We start from the raw sequence: 16,652 nt of genomic DNA, 5'->3' as shown, positions 1-16,652 counted from the left end.
TAAAAAAGTTCCTGTCATTTAAGATAACAGGAACGAGGTAGGTACGTCTATGTGCAATTAAAGGGTATTGTGAAAGAGATGTATGGAATGAAGAGAACATGTTACCTATTTATGGATTGAACTGAATGTTGTTGCAGGATGGATTTCTTCGTTTACCTACTAAAATACGGACCACACATCCCTGTTTCATGTGTTCGCACGTACGTCCAACGAAATGCTTGATCGACGATATACACGTCTTCTTCATGCTTTAAATCGTCAACTGTGATGGCGGAAGCTTGTTCTAGAAGCAACACATCCTCTTCAAACTAGTAAAACACATAACACGATTCTTTTACCTCTTCGTTAAAAGCAGCATCGACTTCTTTTTCTTGTAAGCATTCCTTCTTTTCGTAGCTAAACACATGCCACAAAAAGTCACAGAACTCTTTTTGATCGTGAAGGTGGATGGCTGTAACACTTCGTTCGTAAACGGCGTGTCTGGGATATAAATCGCTGTAAATAACTTTGGATTGGACATGAACCTTATCTCCTTTCATAAGAAGGACTTTTCTTTCTACTATATAAAATTTATTAGTGATACTTGGAGGAATAATGAAAAGAAATGTAGCTACTTTTTTAAACGACCATTTTCAAAACTTAACACTCGCACCCCCTCTTTTCTATTCATGGGCATACGGTCTACGCTTTGAAATTTCGATGCCGTGGGTCGAACATGAAAACAAAGAAAACTTGAAACAAATTGAAGAACGCACAAACCGAATTTTTCATGACGTGTTTGATGCAGAAGATGATGTATTTCTCGTGACTGACCTTCATAGTGAAAAAGACGATCGTTTCTTGCAGAAGCGGCCAACCAAGGTGTATCAAAAGTATATGAAAAGCAAAGACATACGAAAAAGGCTTCAGTACACCTTATTACCATGTGTTTTCTTAGACGATGAAGACTATGAAGTGATGGTGACACATCGATTTTCGTTGCTTTGTAAAACACGTGACATTCGCTTCCAACCACTGTTAACGGCAATTAGTTATGAAGACTTTCCACATCCGTCACGAATCTTAAAGGGTTTTCCACGAAACGGAATTGACATCTATTTTGTGAATGTGACGAAGAAGATGATTTATCACTTGTATGATGACAGAGGCTGTGACGTCATCGCATCGAATAAGGAAGATTTACGTTCGTTGTATGAACAGCGTAATGAGTGGATTTTGGATTACGACCGTGAACAGATTGATCGTATCTTTAAATAACAGAAAAAGCCTGTCACCACTTTTAAGATGACAGGCTCGTATATTTAGTTAAAAAGGTCTTTAAATAGCTCCCAAAAGCCCTTTTTCTCTTCTTTTACGACTTTCTTTTCTTTCGGTTCTTCTTTTTCAATGCTTTCTGTTTTTAAGACGAATTGAACCGATTGAACGTTTTCGTTTTGTGGTGAAACAAACGAAACAGGTTTGAAATCAGACTTATCAAACTGTGCAATCATGTCGTTGATTTCCGCTTGTAGACGTTCTGGTAAGTCTTTTGTTTCGTTGTTGAGCTCCTCTGTGCCGTTTTGTAACTCTCCGACACCCTTTTTAAGCTCATTCGTTCCACTTGAAAGCTCGGCAATCCCGTTGTGCAGTTGATTGTACGAATTCGCGAGCTGACCGACTCCTTGCGTGTACTGAACAATGCCTGTATGGAACGTGTTGTAGTTCGTCGCTAGTTGTTCAATGCCTTTTTGGAGCTCTGTTAATCCACCTGTGTCCATGCTTTTTAGGGCGGTGGAAATGTTGGCTGAGATGTCTTTTAATTGCCCGCTAATCGTGCCAAGTGAGCCCTTTACTTGCGTTAATGTGGGGTCCACGGCCGCAAAAGCAGCTTGCACCGACTCGTATGTGCCTCTTACTTTTTGGGCTGACCGGTAAGAAGCAACCAAGGTGTCGATCACTCGTTTGTCGCCACCACTTGCGTATAAAGCGTTGATTTCTTCTTCTGTTACTTGTGTCGCTGGAATGGCACGAATCGCACCATCAAGTGCTGTGTACGACTTTTGGTAGTTTTGCTGAAGGGTTGTTAAACCTGCACTTGTTTGATCAAGTCCCTTCGCTAATTCATTCAAGCCAGCTGGTAGTTGAGTTAACTCGCCAAGGTCTATGTTGCTTGTGTTACCAGACAACGCCTTGTTCAATGTTTGGAGTGCATTTTTAATCTCCGTTGATCCTGAAACAATCTCGCTTGATGGAGCGTTTAGTTGGTTGATGCCGGTCTTCACTTGTGATGAACCTTTTTTTAACTTCGCAGCTCCACTGTTTAGCTGCGTGACACCGTCTTCTAGCTCTGTTACACCCTTGTTGATGTCGCTAATGCCATCTGATAGTTTCCCCATGTCGTCGGTTAACTGATCGGTATCGCCCATATCAATTGGAAAACTCGATGGTACAGCGGCAATTTCAACACCTTGAAATTCAAAGTCTTTCACATCTGCTTCGACTTTTAACGCTTCTTCTTTTCCGGGTAACACGGTGAACGTAATCTGCTTATTCTTTCCAACGTTTGCGACCATTCCGCCTGTTGATTCAATGTTTTGATACGTGTTTAGCAACGTAACAGACACTTGTAATAAGTAGTTTTCATAAAACGTTGGGTCCACGTTGGGATTTTTCTTCGTCGTAATCGTCATTTCCACTTTTTCTGAAGCTCCCGCAAGTTCAGATGACTCGACGCTTTGACCATCTAGCTTATAAGAAACATTCACATCCCAAGGAAGCTCAGTAGAACTGTCTAAGTTGCCTTGATAATAAAACTTTCCTTCAGGTGCTTCGACAGAAATCGATTGACCTTCTTGGTTGATTTTTTCAACAGTCGTTAAATTTTTAATCGTTTTGTACCTTCCGTAATCGGTGACCGTACCTGCTTGCTCGACATCCAGCGTATTGACTACATACACGCGCTCAACGTCTCCACCTGCCGTAAGCGTGGCATAGACGACTTCTTCTTTCGATGCTACTTCCCCCGTCGCTGCATCAGCAGGATGAGCGAGAACGGTTGGCGCAATAAGCATTGTCACAACGGCTGCGGACATGTATCGTTTTTTCTTCATCCTCACTTCTCCTCGTAATAGTTTGATTGATACGTTGTTTTTTTAATGACTTTATCTAACACAATTAACAATGCTGGTAAAAGCAGAACGACCATAATAAACGCGAGTAATGCGCCTCGACCGAGTAATAGACCAATCGATTGGACAATCGGATTCGATGACGTAATCCATAAAATAAATCCGACACTCGATAAAATCGCCGCAGAAATGGAAATTGAAAATGTCTTTTCATCTAACGTTTTAATGATCGCTTTTTTCGCAGACATTTCTTTTCGATTATGATTGTACGCTTCCGTTAATAAAATCGCATAATCAACCGTCGCCGCAAGCTGTACCGTACTAATGATGAGATAGCCGACGAATACGAGTGATACGTTCGAAAAGTATGGGATTGATAAGTTAATCCATACCGCAGCTTGAATGGTAATGAGTAAAATAACCGGTATCGACACAGAACGGAAGCTAATGAGTAATACGAGTGCAATCGTCGCAATCGTTAATGTGTTCACAACGAGATTATCTTTTGTGACCGTATTTTTAATATCATACAGTGTTACACTTTCTCCTAGACTAAGAGCGTTGTCTCCATAGTAGTCTGTGGCGATGTTCTCTACCTTTTCAACAATTGAAAACGGAACGTCTCCTTCTGTGGTTTGGTTCGTGTTGATAATAATACGACTATAGTTTTCAGAGTAAAATTCATCGCGAACGGATTTATCTAAATACTCAGGTGGAATAACCGTGCCCACACTGTTTGTATACGCAATGACACCTGTCACATAGTCAAGCTTCTCTAAATCTTCAACCATTTCTTCTTCTTTCGCGACATCTCCTCGAGGCACTAACACGACAATCGGCGTCATATCCCCAAAGGCTTCTTGTACTTTTACAAGATCTCTTCCGTTTCTCGTGTTCTCGGGCTGTTCACCTAAACCGTAAATAAACGAAGTATTGCTTTGCGCTAAAAACGCAGGAACAATGATAAGCGCGATCAGTAGTAAAATTGGCACTTTCAACTTCACAAACTTGTTTCCAATCCCTTTAAAATCAGGCACAAAGCTTCTGTGCTTTGTTTTGTCCATCCATTTGTAGAAGTAAAGGGTAAGGGCTGGCAAGAACACCATGACACTAATGAAGCTTAGGAGAATTCCTTTAACGAGATTTAAGCCAAGATCTGATCCAATCTCAAAGTTCATAAACATCAAGGCGATAAAGCCAAAGAACGTGGTCGCTGCACTTGCGGTAATCGCTGGGAACGACTTTTTCATCGCTAACTTCATCGCTTCCTCAGGATTTTCTGTTGTTTTTCGGTAATCTGAAAAGCTATGTAACAGAAACACCGCATAATCAAGCGAAACCGCTAGCTGTAAAATCGGGGCAACTGACTGTGTCACAAACGACACTTCTCCGATAAAAATGTTCGTACCAAGGTTGATTAAAACTGATACACCGATGGCGGTTAAGAAAAATACTGGTTCGATCCATGAGGTGGTAGAGATGACTAAAATGAAGATAATGATCGGTACTAATAGAAGAGCTGCGTACATCGATTCTGATCCTGCCATCTTTTGTGAGCTTGCGGTATTACTAGCTTCACCCGCAATTGCGCCTTCTTCACCAATGAGCTTGTAAATGTCATCGGTCGCAGCGACTTCTTTGCCGCTTTCCACACCAATTGAAAAAAGCGCAATATTGTCTTTATAATACGTTTCGACTAACGATGAGTCGGCGAGCTCTAGCGGTGTTTTCACGTCCATCACATCATCGAGCCAAAGAACGTCGGTCACACCTTCAATGTTCGCAAGCTTTTCTTTGTACTCTAGTGCCTCTGGGACAGTGACATCTGTGACCATGACCCGGGTGTTAGGAACCGCTCCTGAAAACTCATCTTCCATGATCTGAATGCCTTTTACCGATTGAGCTTCTTCTGGTAAATAATCCACCATGTTGTAGTTGACCGACACGAATGACGAGGCGACGGCTGACAGCACGGTGAAAACGAAAAAGACCAATACGACTGCTTTTTTATGTTTAAGAATGCGAGATGCAAGTGATATCGTGATTCATCCTCTCTTGTTTCTTCTTCGTAACTCCTCTATCATTATAATAAACACGGTGTTGGACATACAACAAACAGTTGATTACGAACTGTTTAATAACCTACACTTTCAGTTGATATGTCGAGAAACGAACGGAAGAGGAGTGACTGTATGGATCGTCGCAAGAAATATACACAAATGGTACTGAAAGAAAGTCTACTCACACTCATTAAAGAAAAACCAATGGCTAACATTACGGTGAAAGAGCTGTGCGAGCGCGCAGACATTAACCGCTCCACTTACTATGCCCACTACACAAGCCCGTATGAACTACTGTATGCGATTGAAGAAGAGTTTATGGATGAATTGGTCCAAACACTCAACCAATACAATTTCTCTGAGGAAGAAGAAGCGCTACAAATGATGGTCAAGCTCTTTGAATTTATGGCCGAAAAAAGCGACATCTGCCTCATTCTCTTTAGCGAAAACAACGACGCTCATTTTCAACACACAGGGATGAAAATTACCCAAGAGTATGTATTTGATAACTGGGTACTTGATAAAAAGCTCGATAAAGAAACCTATGACTATCTCAATCTCTTTCTCGTCAGTGGCTGTATGTACGTTATTAAAAATTGGCTCGAAACAGGAAGAAAGAAAACACCGAAGGAAATGGCGGAGTTTTTATTTGGATTTGTGAATCGAGGATTGAGTGGGTTGTCACAGTGACGACCCGAATCAAGCACTTCCGCTTATTTAGCTCAATCTAATCATTATCTCAAACGAAAGACGAACATGGTATTGAGAAAGTTAGTATTTTTTAGAGTCATACAAGCACGAATCGATACTATTTTGATAAACAAGTAAGTTGAAAGATCTAGGTACAACTACGAGCACAGTGAGCGCTTAAATATGGTCGATTAACCTTGATTTAGTGCGGAAAATGACTCAAATCTAGTTTTAATCTCAACCTGAAAGATAGGTAATATTTTACTATATTTGTATTTTAATCCAAGTTAATATTGTTATTTAAAATTTTTCCATTTACAATTAATCTGCATGCAAAGCGATAGTTGATATGAAAAAACAATTCAAGAAAGCAAATTCATAACAAGTTACCATTTATACTAAGCTAGATGATTCACTTCACCAATATTTAAAAAGACTGCTACTATTTATAGTAAAGGAATTTAATGATGAAAAAACGATTAAAACCAACGATGCGCTTAATCCCCTGTTTGTTATCTTCGCTTATGTTTATACAAGGTTGTTCTGCTTCAACAGACGGCAAAGTAGATTCTTTTAAATATGGAATTATAAATACTGAATATGATGATAAACCATCCGAAGTTGTCTTATATGATGAAAATGGAACTTATATCTCAAAACACAAAACAAACTATAACGGTGTAATACTTGGATCTTTTATGGAACATCCAATAACGGTTGGTGATAAAGTATACGTAACGGATCCAACTAATGGAAATTTTGCGAATGAACATATTCTAGAATTAGATAAACATACAATGAAATTTAAAGAAGTTAAAAATAATCGAGATGTTGGCCCCACTGCTTTTACAGTAGATGAAGGATTTGCTTATATGGCTGATAGCGGTCCTGAAGGTACGGCATTAGTGAAGATTGATCTTGAAACAAATGAAGAAATAAATTATATCGAGTTTGAAGGAGCAACCGATCATATCACTCACGATCAAAATCATTTATATTTGTTTAGTAGTAATTTTGATAAGCCAGAATCTACTGTTGGATACGTCTATATCATGGATAAAGAAGATTTATCGATAAAAGACAAAATAGTAGTGGATGATATTTCTTATTCGAATGATATGAAACTCATTAATGAGGATCTCTATTTTCTTAAATCATCTAATGGATCAGATAGTGCATCTAATGAACTATTAAAACTAAATGTAACAAGTAAAAAAGTCGAAAAAATAATCATGCCTTTTGAGGACTTGTTTTATATCCACCATGAAGGTGATTTCCTTTATATTGTTCAAGATAATAATCAAAGAGATCAACTAGACAATAAAGTAGCGAAATATAATCTAAAAACAAATGAAATACAAGAATTCAAAACAGAACTTAAGAATGATGCATCCTATGTAAAAGATCATAAATTCATTACATCTGATGGTGTTAAAATACAAATCTACAATGTAGATACTTTTAAAAAAGAAAGCGAATTTACATTGAAAGATACCGGAAAGTTTTTTACAACGTTTTTTATTAATTGAGTTGTCACAGTGACGACCCGAATCTTTGACGCTCTGAACGACCAATGCTAGCTAGTCCGTTAATAAGAATTAAACTTATAATGTCAATGCAATGATCATTGCTTCATATGTCGTCATATTCCCACCTCCCTTCTACAAGGAGATGGTCAACCGCCTATCCACTTTATGCAATTGCTACTCTTCATTGTAGCAATTGCATAAGAAAAATCCATTAAATTACAAACCATAAATAAACTAGAGATCATAACCGACATCTACAAAGAGACTCCCTTTCAAGACAAAAGAGGATCTCCTGTTTCATCGTGATTTTGACTTCCTCCGAAACGGCAAGCGAACGAGCCAGTTCGTTCCGTGGTAGACACAGACCGTTAATAGAAAAAGCACAAGCATGACGAAGTACTCTATCCCGACTTCACTTCCTCCACCTACATCGTAATTCCTCGCCTCAATGAGCCACCCCATGACGTAGCTTCCGACAAACCAAACTGTAAAGGCAAAGAAGAAATCAAACCAATCTCCTCTAGAAGACAAAGCATCAACAAAGGTCATGCTCATGATCACAGCGCCTATGGACATAATCATTGCACAAACAAAAAAGACAATAAACCGAAAAATAGAACCAAGACATCCCAACTGATACTCACCCCTACTTATAAAGTGTCGACCATTCCTCATGTATCATCCACTTCTCTTGATACTTTTCAGAAAATAACAGACATCCGCCATCATACACTCACAAACCACCAAAGAGATATGTTAAAAGATTTGAATTCCGAACGATAAGAAAGACCAATATAGACAATGAAACCACTTTTACATACTGTGCTTTTGGTTTTGCTAATTGCACTAGTAGAACGATTGCAAGTAAGAGGTCGAGTGCATACACGATGGAAAAGACATAAAAGAATGGAAATCCTTGCACCACTAATACGCCAATTGGCAAGGCAGCACAAAACGCGGCAATCCAACCTTTTCCTTTACCGAACCAGACGATGTAAGCCGCAAGCGGAGAAGCTAACGCAATTAGCATCCATCTTACAAAATAGTATGTTGGGAAAAAGCCAAATAACGCTTTAGAATACACATAGTAAGCAATCAACATTCCTAAAAAGAAAGTCAGAACGTTTAAAGAGGCATAAAGCGGACGCCTACTCCAAACGGCAAGGAGCGTGGCCAGCGCTACCCAGATTCCTAGATTAGTGGTTATCTCACTGATATAGCTAAAAAATAGGCCCGTCACACCATTTGACGGAATTGTATCACTAAATTTGGCAAGTACACCTAACAGCGCACCAAAAAGAAAACAAACAGTCGCATAGAGCGTGATTTGCTTTGTTGGAAGTTTGGATTGATTCATCACATTCATTACCTCACCAGTGAATTTTCTTACTTATTTTACCACGAAACACATCTTGCTTTTTCGATAGATTGTTTATTTTGACAACTTATACTAAAAAATACCTATCTCAATCAAATAAAAAAGCACCGCACTCTGCCTATATTTCTAGCAACGTGCTGCCAACAAGCTCCATTTTCGCTGTAGCAAGTTGACGGAGACCGCTTTGATCCTTCCTTCAGAGAGCTTTGTTTCGTATGAAACGAGGAACGACACATGTCACTCCCAAGTTTTTTAAATCACTTAGATTTAATGGTAAACTTAAATAAGTATACGATTCATAATGAGATAAACAACATACTCGTCTTAGAAGATAAGAATGACTAGAATCATTTGTGGAGGTCAGAAGGATGAAAACAGTAGGAACTTTGTACATTTTCTGCGGAAAGATGGGGGCAGGAAAATCAACTCAATCCGCTCAATTGGCGAAAGATGAACGGGCAGTACTGTTGTCTGAAGATGAATGGCTTTCATCTCTTTATCCGAACCAAATTCAATCATTTGAAGACTATTTAACATTCTCCGCACAGATTAAGCCGTTGGTGAAAAAACATGTTCAAAACATCTTACGTGTCGGTACCGATGTCGTGATGGATTTTCCAGCGAACACGAAAAAATCAAGAAAATGGTTGTTGGAGATGGCGTCCGAGGTCCATGCTAACCATCAACTCATTTACCTTAATCTAGACAACGAGCAATGCTTGCGTCACATTCAAAAAAGGCGTATCGAACAACCTGAAAGAGCAGCTTTTGACACGGAAGAAGTCTTTCTTCATGTGACTCAATTTTTTGAAGCACCAGAAGCATCCGAGGGGTTAAACATTTTAGAGTTTAAAGGTAAGTAAATAAACGATTTATCCATTTAGCTTCCTAAAGCGAAGAAAAACAGGCTCTTCAAACTGGAGGCCTGTTTTTTCTCGTTTTAATACAAGTCAACCAATTCCATTGTCTTTCTAGCAGGTTGGCGAGTGGCATCAACGGTTAAGATATGACCGACTCCTTGTGCGTAGTACATGTAGTAGCCATCATAATCCTTAATTTCGATGACGTTTTGGAACGTACCAGCAGGCGTTTTGATGGTTTTAGTCATGTTGGTGACCACGTAATAGTCGATTTTATCTCCTTCATAGGTATATCGTTCACTATTAAACATTTTATTTAACGTTAACGGATATGGAATACCCATCGAGATTTCTGAGTCTTGCCAGCCAATGTACATTCCGCCTTTGTCTTCTCTTTGGCTATAATAGACAGGCTCAATATCATAATCATCTTCATAGTAAGCAGTCCAGTTATCCCAACCGTAGTCGTTTGTCCATTCATAGTACCAAGATACGGTTTCATAACCTGCTCCGTGGTCGTAAAGGTTATAAACGTACGTCTTATCTGGATTACGTTTTAATCCTCCGGCTACGACTCTTTGATTCATACGGGGCTTAAACGATTCACTTAATGAGCGTGCCACAAAAGCTGAAAACTGCGAGCGTGTCACCACATTCTTTGGTTTGAACGATCCATCTGGATAACCTGTCGTAATTTGATTCGCAGCTAAGGTTGAAATGTACGGATAAGCCCAATACGAATCCGACACATCGGTAAAATAGATGCCTTCGCTTCCTTGAAGTTTAAATGCGTTCACTAATGCTCTTGCCATCGCTTCCCTTGAAATCGATGCGTTAGGGTAAAAGGTTTTGCCTTTTGGAAAAATGCCCACGTCAACGGCTGTCGCAATCTCTTTAAATGCAGGATTTGTAGAGAACACATCTGTAAACGAAGGGTTTGGTCTTCCGTTGGTGTTTAACTTCAAAGCCCTTACTAACATCGTTGCGACTTGCGCATTGGTTACATGATTATAAGGTCGAAACGTACCATCATTGTACCCTTTAATAATCCCTTGACTCACAAGGTAATCAATCTCTTTCTTCGCTGAATGATTACTTGGTACATCTTTAAACGTGCTTGCTGCTTGTGTGGTATGCAAGGTGGGTGAAAATAACGCAATAAGTAATGTAAAAACTACCATGAGTAAACGGGGTTTTGTCACTTTTTCCACGATCAGTCCCTCTCTTCTCCATCCATTTGTTCATCCGATTCTACTAAAAAGAATCTAAAAAACTATTACTATCGTACCATTTAATTCTATTATTTGGTACTACAAAAGATAAGTCACAGTGAGGAACCAAATCTTGATGAATAAAGATTTTACCATACATATGACAAGGAGATTCACTAGGTATAAAAGATCAAGAAGATACGTACTCTCCAAAATGGAAACATAAGTGAATTCCAAAACTAACAAATACAGGTATAATGATAGAGAAGATGATAACTGCCTAGATGCTAAATATACATCATGAAAAGGAGAAAGAATGATGCAACTAATTGAATGGAATGTAGACGATATTGAGCAAACAATTGAGTGTTTAGATGAATTAGCGTTGGCGACAAGTTTAATCAACGCATTAAAAAATGATGATTTCGACACAGATGAGATCAAAACGAAAGATGCGATTGCCGTTTGTAAAATGAAGTTGTTTGGTGAGTACAACGCTTTACTTGTAAGAAACATGGAAGAGTATCTTTCTGATGCAGAAGTATACGTCTTAACGTGGGACGGTGAAGCATCTGATGGAGGCGACATGTTTAAGCTTGATGCGCATCGTTTAGAGGACATTATAGACGGAACGGCATTTGGTGGTACAAACTAAAAACGAGCTTTTCGTTTCGTTACGTATCCTTATACTAGAAGCAGTTAGACGGTTGGATCACGCACTCACAACCGTCTACAAAACAATGACGGATTAAGCATACTCCCCACTTAATGTCGAAATCGTGTGACAAAACTTCGTCCATTTCGGTGGATAGTGGTTATTCCTTCGTTTGATTTCACAATGTGTTTCGTATTCAATACGGACACTCCAGTACGTTCCGTCAAGCGAGTATGTATATCTCATCATTGATCAACTCCTAATTTAGTTCGTTTTGTTTAGGTAGATTGATTTTGATCAAAAATAAAGTAACAATGTGGTGACCTCCTGATGTGTGGTATGTAACACACCTATTCGCCTCTTTAGTTGGAAGTCCTTTTTTATGATCATATTGCCTTCCTTATTCGTTGAACTTCCCTGTTCGTAAAAAAGCATCGACCCATTTTGCAGTTTCAAGCTGATGATGGATTTCTTTATGTCCGTATGGCAAGGTCATAAAATCGTTTAAACTCGGCAAATAGACGGAGTCCACTTCCACTCTGCCATCATTTTCACGACCAATTAACTTTCCCAATAAAAGATTATTTTTCGTCCCCGCAATCGCAGCGATCTCGATGTTCGATTCATTCTCTATCTTTAATTGTCGAACAGCGTGATACGTTAGTGATTTCAACGTTTTATACACTTCCACATAAAACGTAACACTTCCTGCGATTTCAGCTAACTTACTACCTTGATTAGGTGTTGCGATCAGTACACATCTCCCGATTCGATTAGCATGCTTTGTATCTGAAAGTAGTTTCCTAATCACTAAACCACCTGTACTATGACCCACCAAGTGAATTTGTTCGTCTTTCCTCAAATTGGACGCAGTCACCTCTTCTAAAATACCCTCTAACGTCAACGATGCGAATTCAAGTTCTTTATATGTAAGTGACAAATTTGGTGAGAAACACTCATATCCTAACGATTCTAAATGTTGATGTAATCGTTTCATATCTTTCGCATTTTTATTAAATCCATGGATTAAAATAACTTTTATAAGAAAACCTCCGTTTCCGTCACAGGGACGACCTGAATAATCACTAACTCAGTTGCACGGCCATCAAGTCCATGCCTTTTGCAATAATTTCTAATGATATCACGAGATAACCCCAGCGTTTTTCCTATCTTCATATAGCCGACACCTTGGTACCTCAATATCCTAATTTGGTTTCTTTGTTCATCATTCATATTCACAACAACTCCTTAGTAAATGGTAGCCTAGTAATCACTCGGAACAAGCTGTTTGTCAAGGAGTTGTTGGTTATAAGTGTTTGCACTCAAAAGTACTGCTGATGCTAATCTTTTTTATGAATTCAATAATCAACAGCCTCTATTTAAAACTCCCATATTAAGGATTCTCCAACACCAATTTGCCCCTGTCCTGCTTCGATAATTTCAACAACTTCAACATGACACTCGAATAGTAATTTTAGAAGTGCAAGTCCTTTAACTTGCTCATTCCTAAGTTTATCGTTAGTATCCTGCCTTTTACATTCAAGGAAACGAATTTCGGAACAGTCTGGTTTGTAAACCATTAAATCAGGTTCTTCTACTTTGATAAAGGGATAAAATGATGGGAAATATCCTCTTCCTGTTTCATATCTTTCATCACCAAAATGCTTTCGAAATATCGCTTCAGCCTTTGGATATTTGCCTAGTTTGTTTCCTCCAAATAAATTATAATCATGGTGTATCCATTCGCAACCTAAAGTTTAACAATATTTTCCAGCTATGTATTCTCCAAATTCCTTGGAACCTGGCAAGCTTCTGCAATATTGATCAAAGCAGTACTCTCTATTTCCTTCAATCCAACTATTAAGTTCATCTTTAGTATAAGTAAGTTTTCTAGTTGGAATAATGACCTTCATTTTTAAAACTCCCTTTAACATGTCGTCTTTATTCAATCTTAAAATTCATGAAAAGTTCTTTCCGCTAATTTTCCTGATCAGTTTGCAAAAAGCATCCCATTCATCTGGAAATTTATTATCCCCGTGCTTGTTTATATTTCGTCCATCTCTAATAATCTCAACACTCCAATGAGTGCCATCAAGAATACCAGGTTCTATATATTTGGCCTTCCAATCCAGCAAGTCAATCAACTTTAATTCTTCTATAAACTTCTTAGCCGTGGCTGGTCGAATTATTTTTTGGATCGTTTCTTCTTCTCCGCCACCCCAACGACTCCATAAAACTTGGTAGGTAGTTAAATTAATTTCAACATTGTAATAGCCTTCGAAGTAGCCCCCAAATGAAGCCTTAAGTCCCTTAATTTTATCATAAGCAGCTTCAAGAGCTTCCTCTTTATTCCACTCATGTTCGCAATCTTTGCAGGAGTATTCTGGCCCATCAACTATTATGCAGTATCCGCCAAGTTTAATTTCTCCCGCTTCTGCTTTTCGAAAAGATTCATAAGTTGGCATACCATATAAAATTTTCATTGTATTTTTGGATCCGCATTTTGGACACTGTTTATAATTGATCGCCATAAATACCCATCACTTTCTTATCTACACTAAAGACTTTGTTCGGTTGATTTTTTCTTTCAGTTCTTCAATGCTATACGGTTTACCACCAACTTTGGAGTGTAAGGCTAGATGGCAATTTGGACAAACTGGGCGTAAATCATTAATTGGATCCACTTCATATTCTTCATTTATTTCAGAAAGAGCTTTAAGATGATGAACATGAATTTTCCCCTCAAATTCATCCCCATAAAACTTTGCAAACTCAAAATCGCAAACTGAACAGTGACATCCATAATAGTCTATACATTGTTGTCTTGCTTTGTAATTTCTTTCATAGGAATTAACCAAAACCTGTTTCTTTGCTCCTTCTTTAAGTTTAGGAGATTCTTGCACAGGCAATTCATCTGCTAAAAGTGCCATTTGCTTTCTCTTAATTAGTTCTTCAATCTCGGAAATAAAAGAAGAATTAATTTCCTGCTTTGATTGTGAAAATCGAGTAATATTACCATCAATTTTATTTATTTCGGCTACTGTAACGGGTTGAAAGACTTCGATCGTTTTTATATCGAATTGATAGGCTCCATAATATTGCTCCTTTTCCGGGGTATCAAACTTTTCAATACTATGAAGGTTAGCTGAGGCAATAATCAAATTATCAAATTGAAAGAGTACTAGAGAACCTTCGGGAGCATTCATTCCAACTCTTCTAAAGTAAAAGATGCCATTTCGCTTTTTAAGTTCACCCAAAAAGAAATACTCTTGCACGTCTTCTATGCTCATTCCAGGAAATTCTTCTTTACTACTCATTGGCAATATTCTTATGGATGGTGTTACATAACTTTTCGCAGTAGGCCTTGGTAAATCAAGATTAATATGTAAATAATCTGCGAGCTTATACCATTCTGTACATTCTCTAATTTTTTTCAATTCCTCACTAAATACTTCTTTAGAAGTAAGTTTCTTTGCATCGGGAAAATACTGTGTGTAAAGTTTATAAAACCCTTCCCCTGCCACATTTACTCCTTTAGTTACAACCTTTGCAGAAAGGAACGGCAATCCTAGCTGAAAGCATAATTCTGAAATAACCCCAATATGCCTCGGAACCTGACGATGGTGGATTGGTGGTGAAATTCTGTCTCCTAATTCCTTATATTCCACAATAGGTTCCTTTTCCATCACTGTAATTAAAAGTTGTTCAGCAAGCTTTATCTGCTCATTAGTAAGCTTAATCATTTTTTATCTCCTTACATTGTATTCGCCTAAAATTCAACATTTTTCCTTGTGAGTTTCATAGCTTCTGAAATAGAATCGTAAGATAGCAATCAATACTTAGACTTCTTTATTTTTTTCATTTCCCGCTCAAGCTTATCCTGCATCCTTTTAAACCTATATCTCCATTTTTGTCTTTCTTCAACTGGCATAGTCTTCCTATTCAAATCTTCTTCAAATCCTGGCCTCATTTCAACTTTACCTTGTTCATTTTCATAACCAATGGGTGATAAACCAAGTAGTGAAGTAGCAAACTCATTTTCAATAAATGTAACTTTAATATCCCCGTCTCGATCTACAAGTTCTGGATTGTAATACATATTAATGAAAAATTTCATATATTCGTTGAGATTAACCTCCATTGCTGCTGTGCGTATATCGTCTCCCGATGGCATGAAGTATTTGTATTTGTTTTCATCAGTAGTCATGTTGTTTGTTGCGAAATACTCAAAAGAAGAAGTTAAAAGTCGTAAACTGATTGCCGGCCACTTCATTGAGAATGCTTCATAATCAAAACTTGTATTGGTCAAATAAAATTCCGCAACATTTGCTTCGCCCATATCAAATACAATAGGTTTATTTGATTTTTTCTCCTTATATTCCTTTGCTTGAAAATTAATAGGAATTTGAATTCTCATAAACGGGATAGGAAATTCATTATATACATTAGGATCAATTAGTCTTTTTAATGGGAGCACTAAATATTTCGGTTCTTGTTTCTTCTCTTTTAGATGGATTATCGGAGGCTTAAGTGCAGTACTTCTATGATATGAAATTTCCCATTCAGTCATATTTTCCAATTCAACTTTTTCAGGCGTTTCTGAAAGAAAAGAATACATAAAAACGTTGTAGTCGTTCTTTGAAAAACTAATTTTAAAGTCACTTTCCTGTAAGTCTATATTAAATGGAATTATCCTACCAATATCCTTTCCATTTTTAATAATCGCTACCTTTCCTTGCTTCACACTATCCCACTCTTCCTTTCATTACTTATTTAATTCCATTGTAACAGTTTTCTTGGTATGTCTAGGAAAATAGTACTGCTATTATGATACAATAAAATATATTCTGTTTTTTGGGGAGGTTTTTTCGGTGATCGAAGCTATTACAATAGAAGCATTCGCAAAATTATTGCCTGATAATAGAGAGGCATACGTATTGGAAAGAGCACAGTTAGAAGATTTCTGGCTTATTGGACGTGTAAGAAATCCTTTTGAAGAAAAACCATTTTTCTTTATTGAACAATTGATTAACCCGTATACAGGAGTAGTCTTAGAATCTCAAATTTTTAGTGATTTTAGCCGTCCACAATCTATTTTTTGCCGAACTGTCAACAACGATTCAAATTTCCCCAATTTCAACGAAATGAAATTCCCCATTATG

At 37.9% G+C, this 16,652-nt stretch carries 18 protein-coding genes and 1 pseudogene; 6 read left to right on the top strand and 13 right to left on the bottom strand.

Features of this window, described 5'->3' with window-relative positions; translation table 11 throughout:
• Positions 1-152: 152 nt before the first annotated feature.
• Positions 153-539 (bottom strand): annotated as a pseudogene (locus DIS06_RS20640) (DUF4275 family protein).
• 55 nt (positions 540-594) lie between these two features.
• Between DIS06_RS20640 and DIS06_RS16115 the strand changes: the two are divergent.
• Positions 595-1,257 (top strand): DUF3885 domain-containing protein, encoded by a 663-nt coding sequence (locus DIS06_RS16115; protein WP_110114255.1) that lies wholly within the window; start codon positions 595-597, stop codon positions 1,255-1,257.
• 44 nt (positions 1,258-1,301) lie between these two features.
• On the opposite strand, the gene DIS06_RS16110 is transcribed toward DIS06_RS16115, so the two are convergent.
• Positions 1,302-3,089, bottom strand: coding sequence for a coiled-coil domain-containing protein (locus DIS06_RS16110; protein ID WP_110114254.1), 1,788 nt, complete (start codon positions 3,087-3,089; stop codon positions 1,302-1,304).
• A 2-nt stretch (positions 3,090-3,091) separates the two neighbouring features.
• Positions 3,092-5,035, bottom strand: a complete 1,944-nt coding sequence (locus DIS06_RS16105) for an efflux RND transporter permease subunit (RefSeq protein WP_239422103.1) — start codon at positions 5,033-5,035, stop codon at positions 3,092-3,094.
• Positions 5,036-5,299: 264 nt separating this feature from the next.
• Between DIS06_RS16105 and DIS06_RS16100 the strand changes: the two genes are divergently transcribed.
• Together DIS06_RS16100 and DIS06_RS16095 are read left to right on the top strand one after the other, a co-directional pair.
• On the top strand, positions 5,300-5,857 hold the full coding sequence (locus DIS06_RS16100) for a TetR/AcrR family transcriptional regulator (RefSeq protein WP_239422101.1): 558 nt from the start codon (positions 5,300-5,302) through the stop codon (positions 5,855-5,857).
• A 467-nt stretch (positions 5,858-6,324) separates the two neighbouring features.
• On the top strand, positions 6,325-7,386 hold the full coding sequence (locus DIS06_RS16095; RefSeq protein WP_110114251.1) for a YncE family protein: 1,062 nt from the start codon (positions 6,325-6,327) through the stop codon (positions 7,384-7,386).
• A 297-nt stretch (positions 7,387-7,683) separates the two neighbouring features.
• Here the strand turns inward: DIS06_RS16095 and DIS06_RS16090 are convergent, their stop codons facing one another.
• On the bottom strand, positions 7,684-7,941 hold the full coding sequence (locus DIS06_RS16090) for a hypothetical protein (RefSeq protein WP_162595995.1): 258 nt from the start codon (positions 7,939-7,941) through the stop codon (positions 7,684-7,686).
• Between the two features lie 178 nt (positions 7,942-8,119).
• Complete coding sequence (locus tag DIS06_RS16085; RefSeq protein WP_239422099.1) at positions 8,120-8,743, bottom strand: DUF6518 family protein; 624 nt, start codon at positions 8,741-8,743, stop codon at positions 8,120-8,122.
• A gap of 389 nt (positions 8,744-9,132) precedes the next feature.
• On the opposite strand from DIS06_RS16085, the gene DIS06_RS16080 reads away from it, so the two are divergent.
• Positions 9,133-9,627 carry a P-loop nucleotide/nucleoside kinase family protein gene (locus tag DIS06_RS16080; protein WP_110114248.1) on the top strand — a complete coding sequence of 165 codons (495 nt, stop codon included), beginning with the start codon at positions 9,133-9,135 and terminating at the stop codon, positions 9,625-9,627.
• Between the two features lie 77 nt (positions 9,628-9,704).
• Here DIS06_RS16080 and DIS06_RS16075 read toward each other — a convergent pair whose 3' ends face one another.
• Positions 9,705-10,835 carry an S-layer homology domain-containing protein gene (locus DIS06_RS16075; RefSeq protein ID WP_110114247.1) on the bottom strand — a complete coding sequence of 377 codons (1,131 nt, stop codon included), beginning with the start codon at positions 10,833-10,835 and terminating at the stop codon, positions 9,705-9,707.
• Positions 10,836-11,154: 319 nt separating this feature from the next.
• Between DIS06_RS16075 and DIS06_RS16070 the strand changes: the two genes are divergently transcribed.
• Positions 11,155-11,490 (top strand): hypothetical protein, encoded by a 336-nt coding sequence (locus tag DIS06_RS16070; protein WP_110114246.1) that lies wholly within the window; start codon positions 11,155-11,157, stop codon positions 11,488-11,490.
• 93 nt (positions 11,491-11,583) lie between these two features.
• Here DIS06_RS16070 and DIS06_RS20200 read toward each other — a convergent pair whose 3' ends face one another.
• From DIS06_RS20200 to DIS06_RS16040, 7 genes are all read right to left on the bottom strand, one after another.
• A complete protein-coding gene (locus DIS06_RS20200; RefSeq protein WP_162595994.1) occupies positions 11,584-11,739 on the bottom strand; it encodes a hypothetical protein in 156 nt (51 codons plus the stop codon).
• Between the two features lie 151 nt (positions 11,740-11,890).
• Complete coding sequence (locus DIS06_RS16065) at positions 11,891-12,517, bottom strand: DUF7379 domain-containing protein (RefSeq protein WP_275425437.1); 627 nt, start codon at positions 12,515-12,517, stop codon at positions 11,891-11,893.
• An 11-nt stretch (positions 12,518-12,528) separates the two neighbouring features.
• Positions 12,529-12,723, bottom strand: a complete 195-nt coding sequence (locus DIS06_RS16060) for a helix-turn-helix domain-containing protein (RefSeq protein ID WP_110114244.1) — start codon at positions 12,721-12,723, stop codon at positions 12,529-12,531.
• Positions 12,724-13,247: 524 nt separating this feature from the next.
• Positions 13,248-13,403 carry a hypothetical protein gene (locus DIS06_RS20425; protein ID WP_204166811.1) on the bottom strand — a complete coding sequence of 52 codons (156 nt, stop codon included), beginning with the start codon at positions 13,401-13,403 and terminating at the stop codon, positions 13,248-13,250.
• 45 nt (positions 13,404-13,448) lie between these two features.
• Positions 13,449-14,021, bottom strand: coding sequence for a hypothetical protein (locus tag DIS06_RS16050; protein WP_110114243.1), 573 nt, complete (start codon positions 14,019-14,021; stop codon positions 13,449-13,451).
• Between the two features lie 21 nt (positions 14,022-14,042).
• Positions 14,043-15,233, bottom strand: a complete 1,191-nt coding sequence (locus DIS06_RS20635; RefSeq protein WP_239422097.1) for an HNH endonuclease — start codon at positions 15,231-15,233, stop codon at positions 14,043-14,045.
• 89 nt (positions 15,234-15,322) lie between these two features.
• Positions 15,323-16,234: a hypothetical protein gene (locus tag DIS06_RS16040; protein WP_110114242.1), complete on the bottom strand. Its 912-nt coding sequence runs from the start codon at positions 16,232-16,234 to the stop codon at positions 15,323-15,325.
• Between the two features lie 127 nt (positions 16,235-16,361).
• Here DIS06_RS16040 and DIS06_RS16035 point away from each other — a divergent pair.
• Positions 16,362-16,652 (top strand): hypothetical protein (locus DIS06_RS16035; RefSeq protein WP_162595993.1); only part of this gene is annotated, 291 nt, incomplete at its 3' end.

Source organism: Bacillus sp. CGMCC 1.16541 (genome assembly GCF_003184905.1).
Lineage (GTDB): Bacteria > Bacillota > Bacilli > Bacillales > Bacillaceae_H > Priestia.
Note: the sequence above shows the minus strand (reverse complement) of the source record. Positions and strands in the feature narration are given on the sequence as shown.

What these genes read in the sequence shown, in the direction of transcription:
- DIS06_RS16115 (WP_110114255.1), top strand. Translation starts at nt 595, where the DNA reads ATGAAAAGAAATGTAGCTACTTTTTTAAACGACCATTTTCAAAACTTA.
- DIS06_RS16110 (WP_110114254.1), bottom strand. Translation starts at nt 3,089, where the DNA reads ATGAAGAAAAAACGATACATGTCCGCAGCCGTTGTGACAATGCTTATT.
- DIS06_RS16105 (WP_239422103.1), bottom strand. Translation starts at nt 5,035, where the DNA reads ATGGTGGATTATTTACCAGAAGAAGCTCAATCGGTAAAAGGCATTCAG.
- DIS06_RS16100 (WP_239422101.1), top strand. Translation starts at nt 5,300, where the DNA reads ATGGATCGTCGCAAGAAATATACACAAATGGTACTGAAAGAAAGTCTA.
- DIS06_RS16095 (WP_110114251.1), top strand. Translation starts at nt 6,325, where the DNA reads ATGAAAAAACGATTAAAACCAACGATGCGCTTAATCCCCTGTTTGTTA.
- DIS06_RS16090 (WP_162595995.1), bottom strand. Translation starts at nt 7,941, where the DNA reads ATGAGCATGACCTTTGTTGATGCTTTGTCTTCTAGAGGAGATTGGTTT.
- DIS06_RS16085 (WP_239422099.1), bottom strand. Translation starts at nt 8,743, where the DNA reads ATGAATCAATCCAAACTTCCAACAAAGCAAATCACGCTCTATGCGACT.
- DIS06_RS16080 (WP_110114248.1), top strand. Translation starts at nt 9,133, where the DNA reads ATGAAAACAGTAGGAACTTTGTACATTTTCTGCGGAAAGATGGGGGCA.
- DIS06_RS16070 (WP_110114246.1), top strand. Translation starts at nt 11,155, where the DNA reads ATGCAACTAATTGAATGGAATGTAGACGATATTGAGCAAACAATTGAG.
- DIS06_RS20200 (WP_162595994.1), bottom strand. Translation starts at nt 11,739, where the DNA reads ATGATGAGATATACATACTCGCTTGACGGAACGTACTGGAGTGTCCGT.
- DIS06_RS16060 (WP_110114244.1), bottom strand. Translation starts at nt 12,723, where the DNA reads ATGAATGATGAACAAAGAAACCAAATTAGGATATTGAGGTACCAAGGT.
- DIS06_RS20425 (WP_204166811.1), bottom strand. Translation starts at nt 13,403, where the DNA reads ATGAAGGTCATTATTCCAACTAGAAAACTTACTTATACTAAAGATGAA.
- DIS06_RS16050 (WP_110114243.1), bottom strand. Translation starts at nt 14,021, where the DNA reads ATGGCGATCAATTATAAACAGTGTCCAAAATGCGGATCCAAAAATACA.
- DIS06_RS20635 (WP_239422097.1), bottom strand. Translation starts at nt 15,233, where the DNA reads ATGATTAAGCTTACTAATGAGCAGATAAAGCTTGCTGAACAACTTTTA.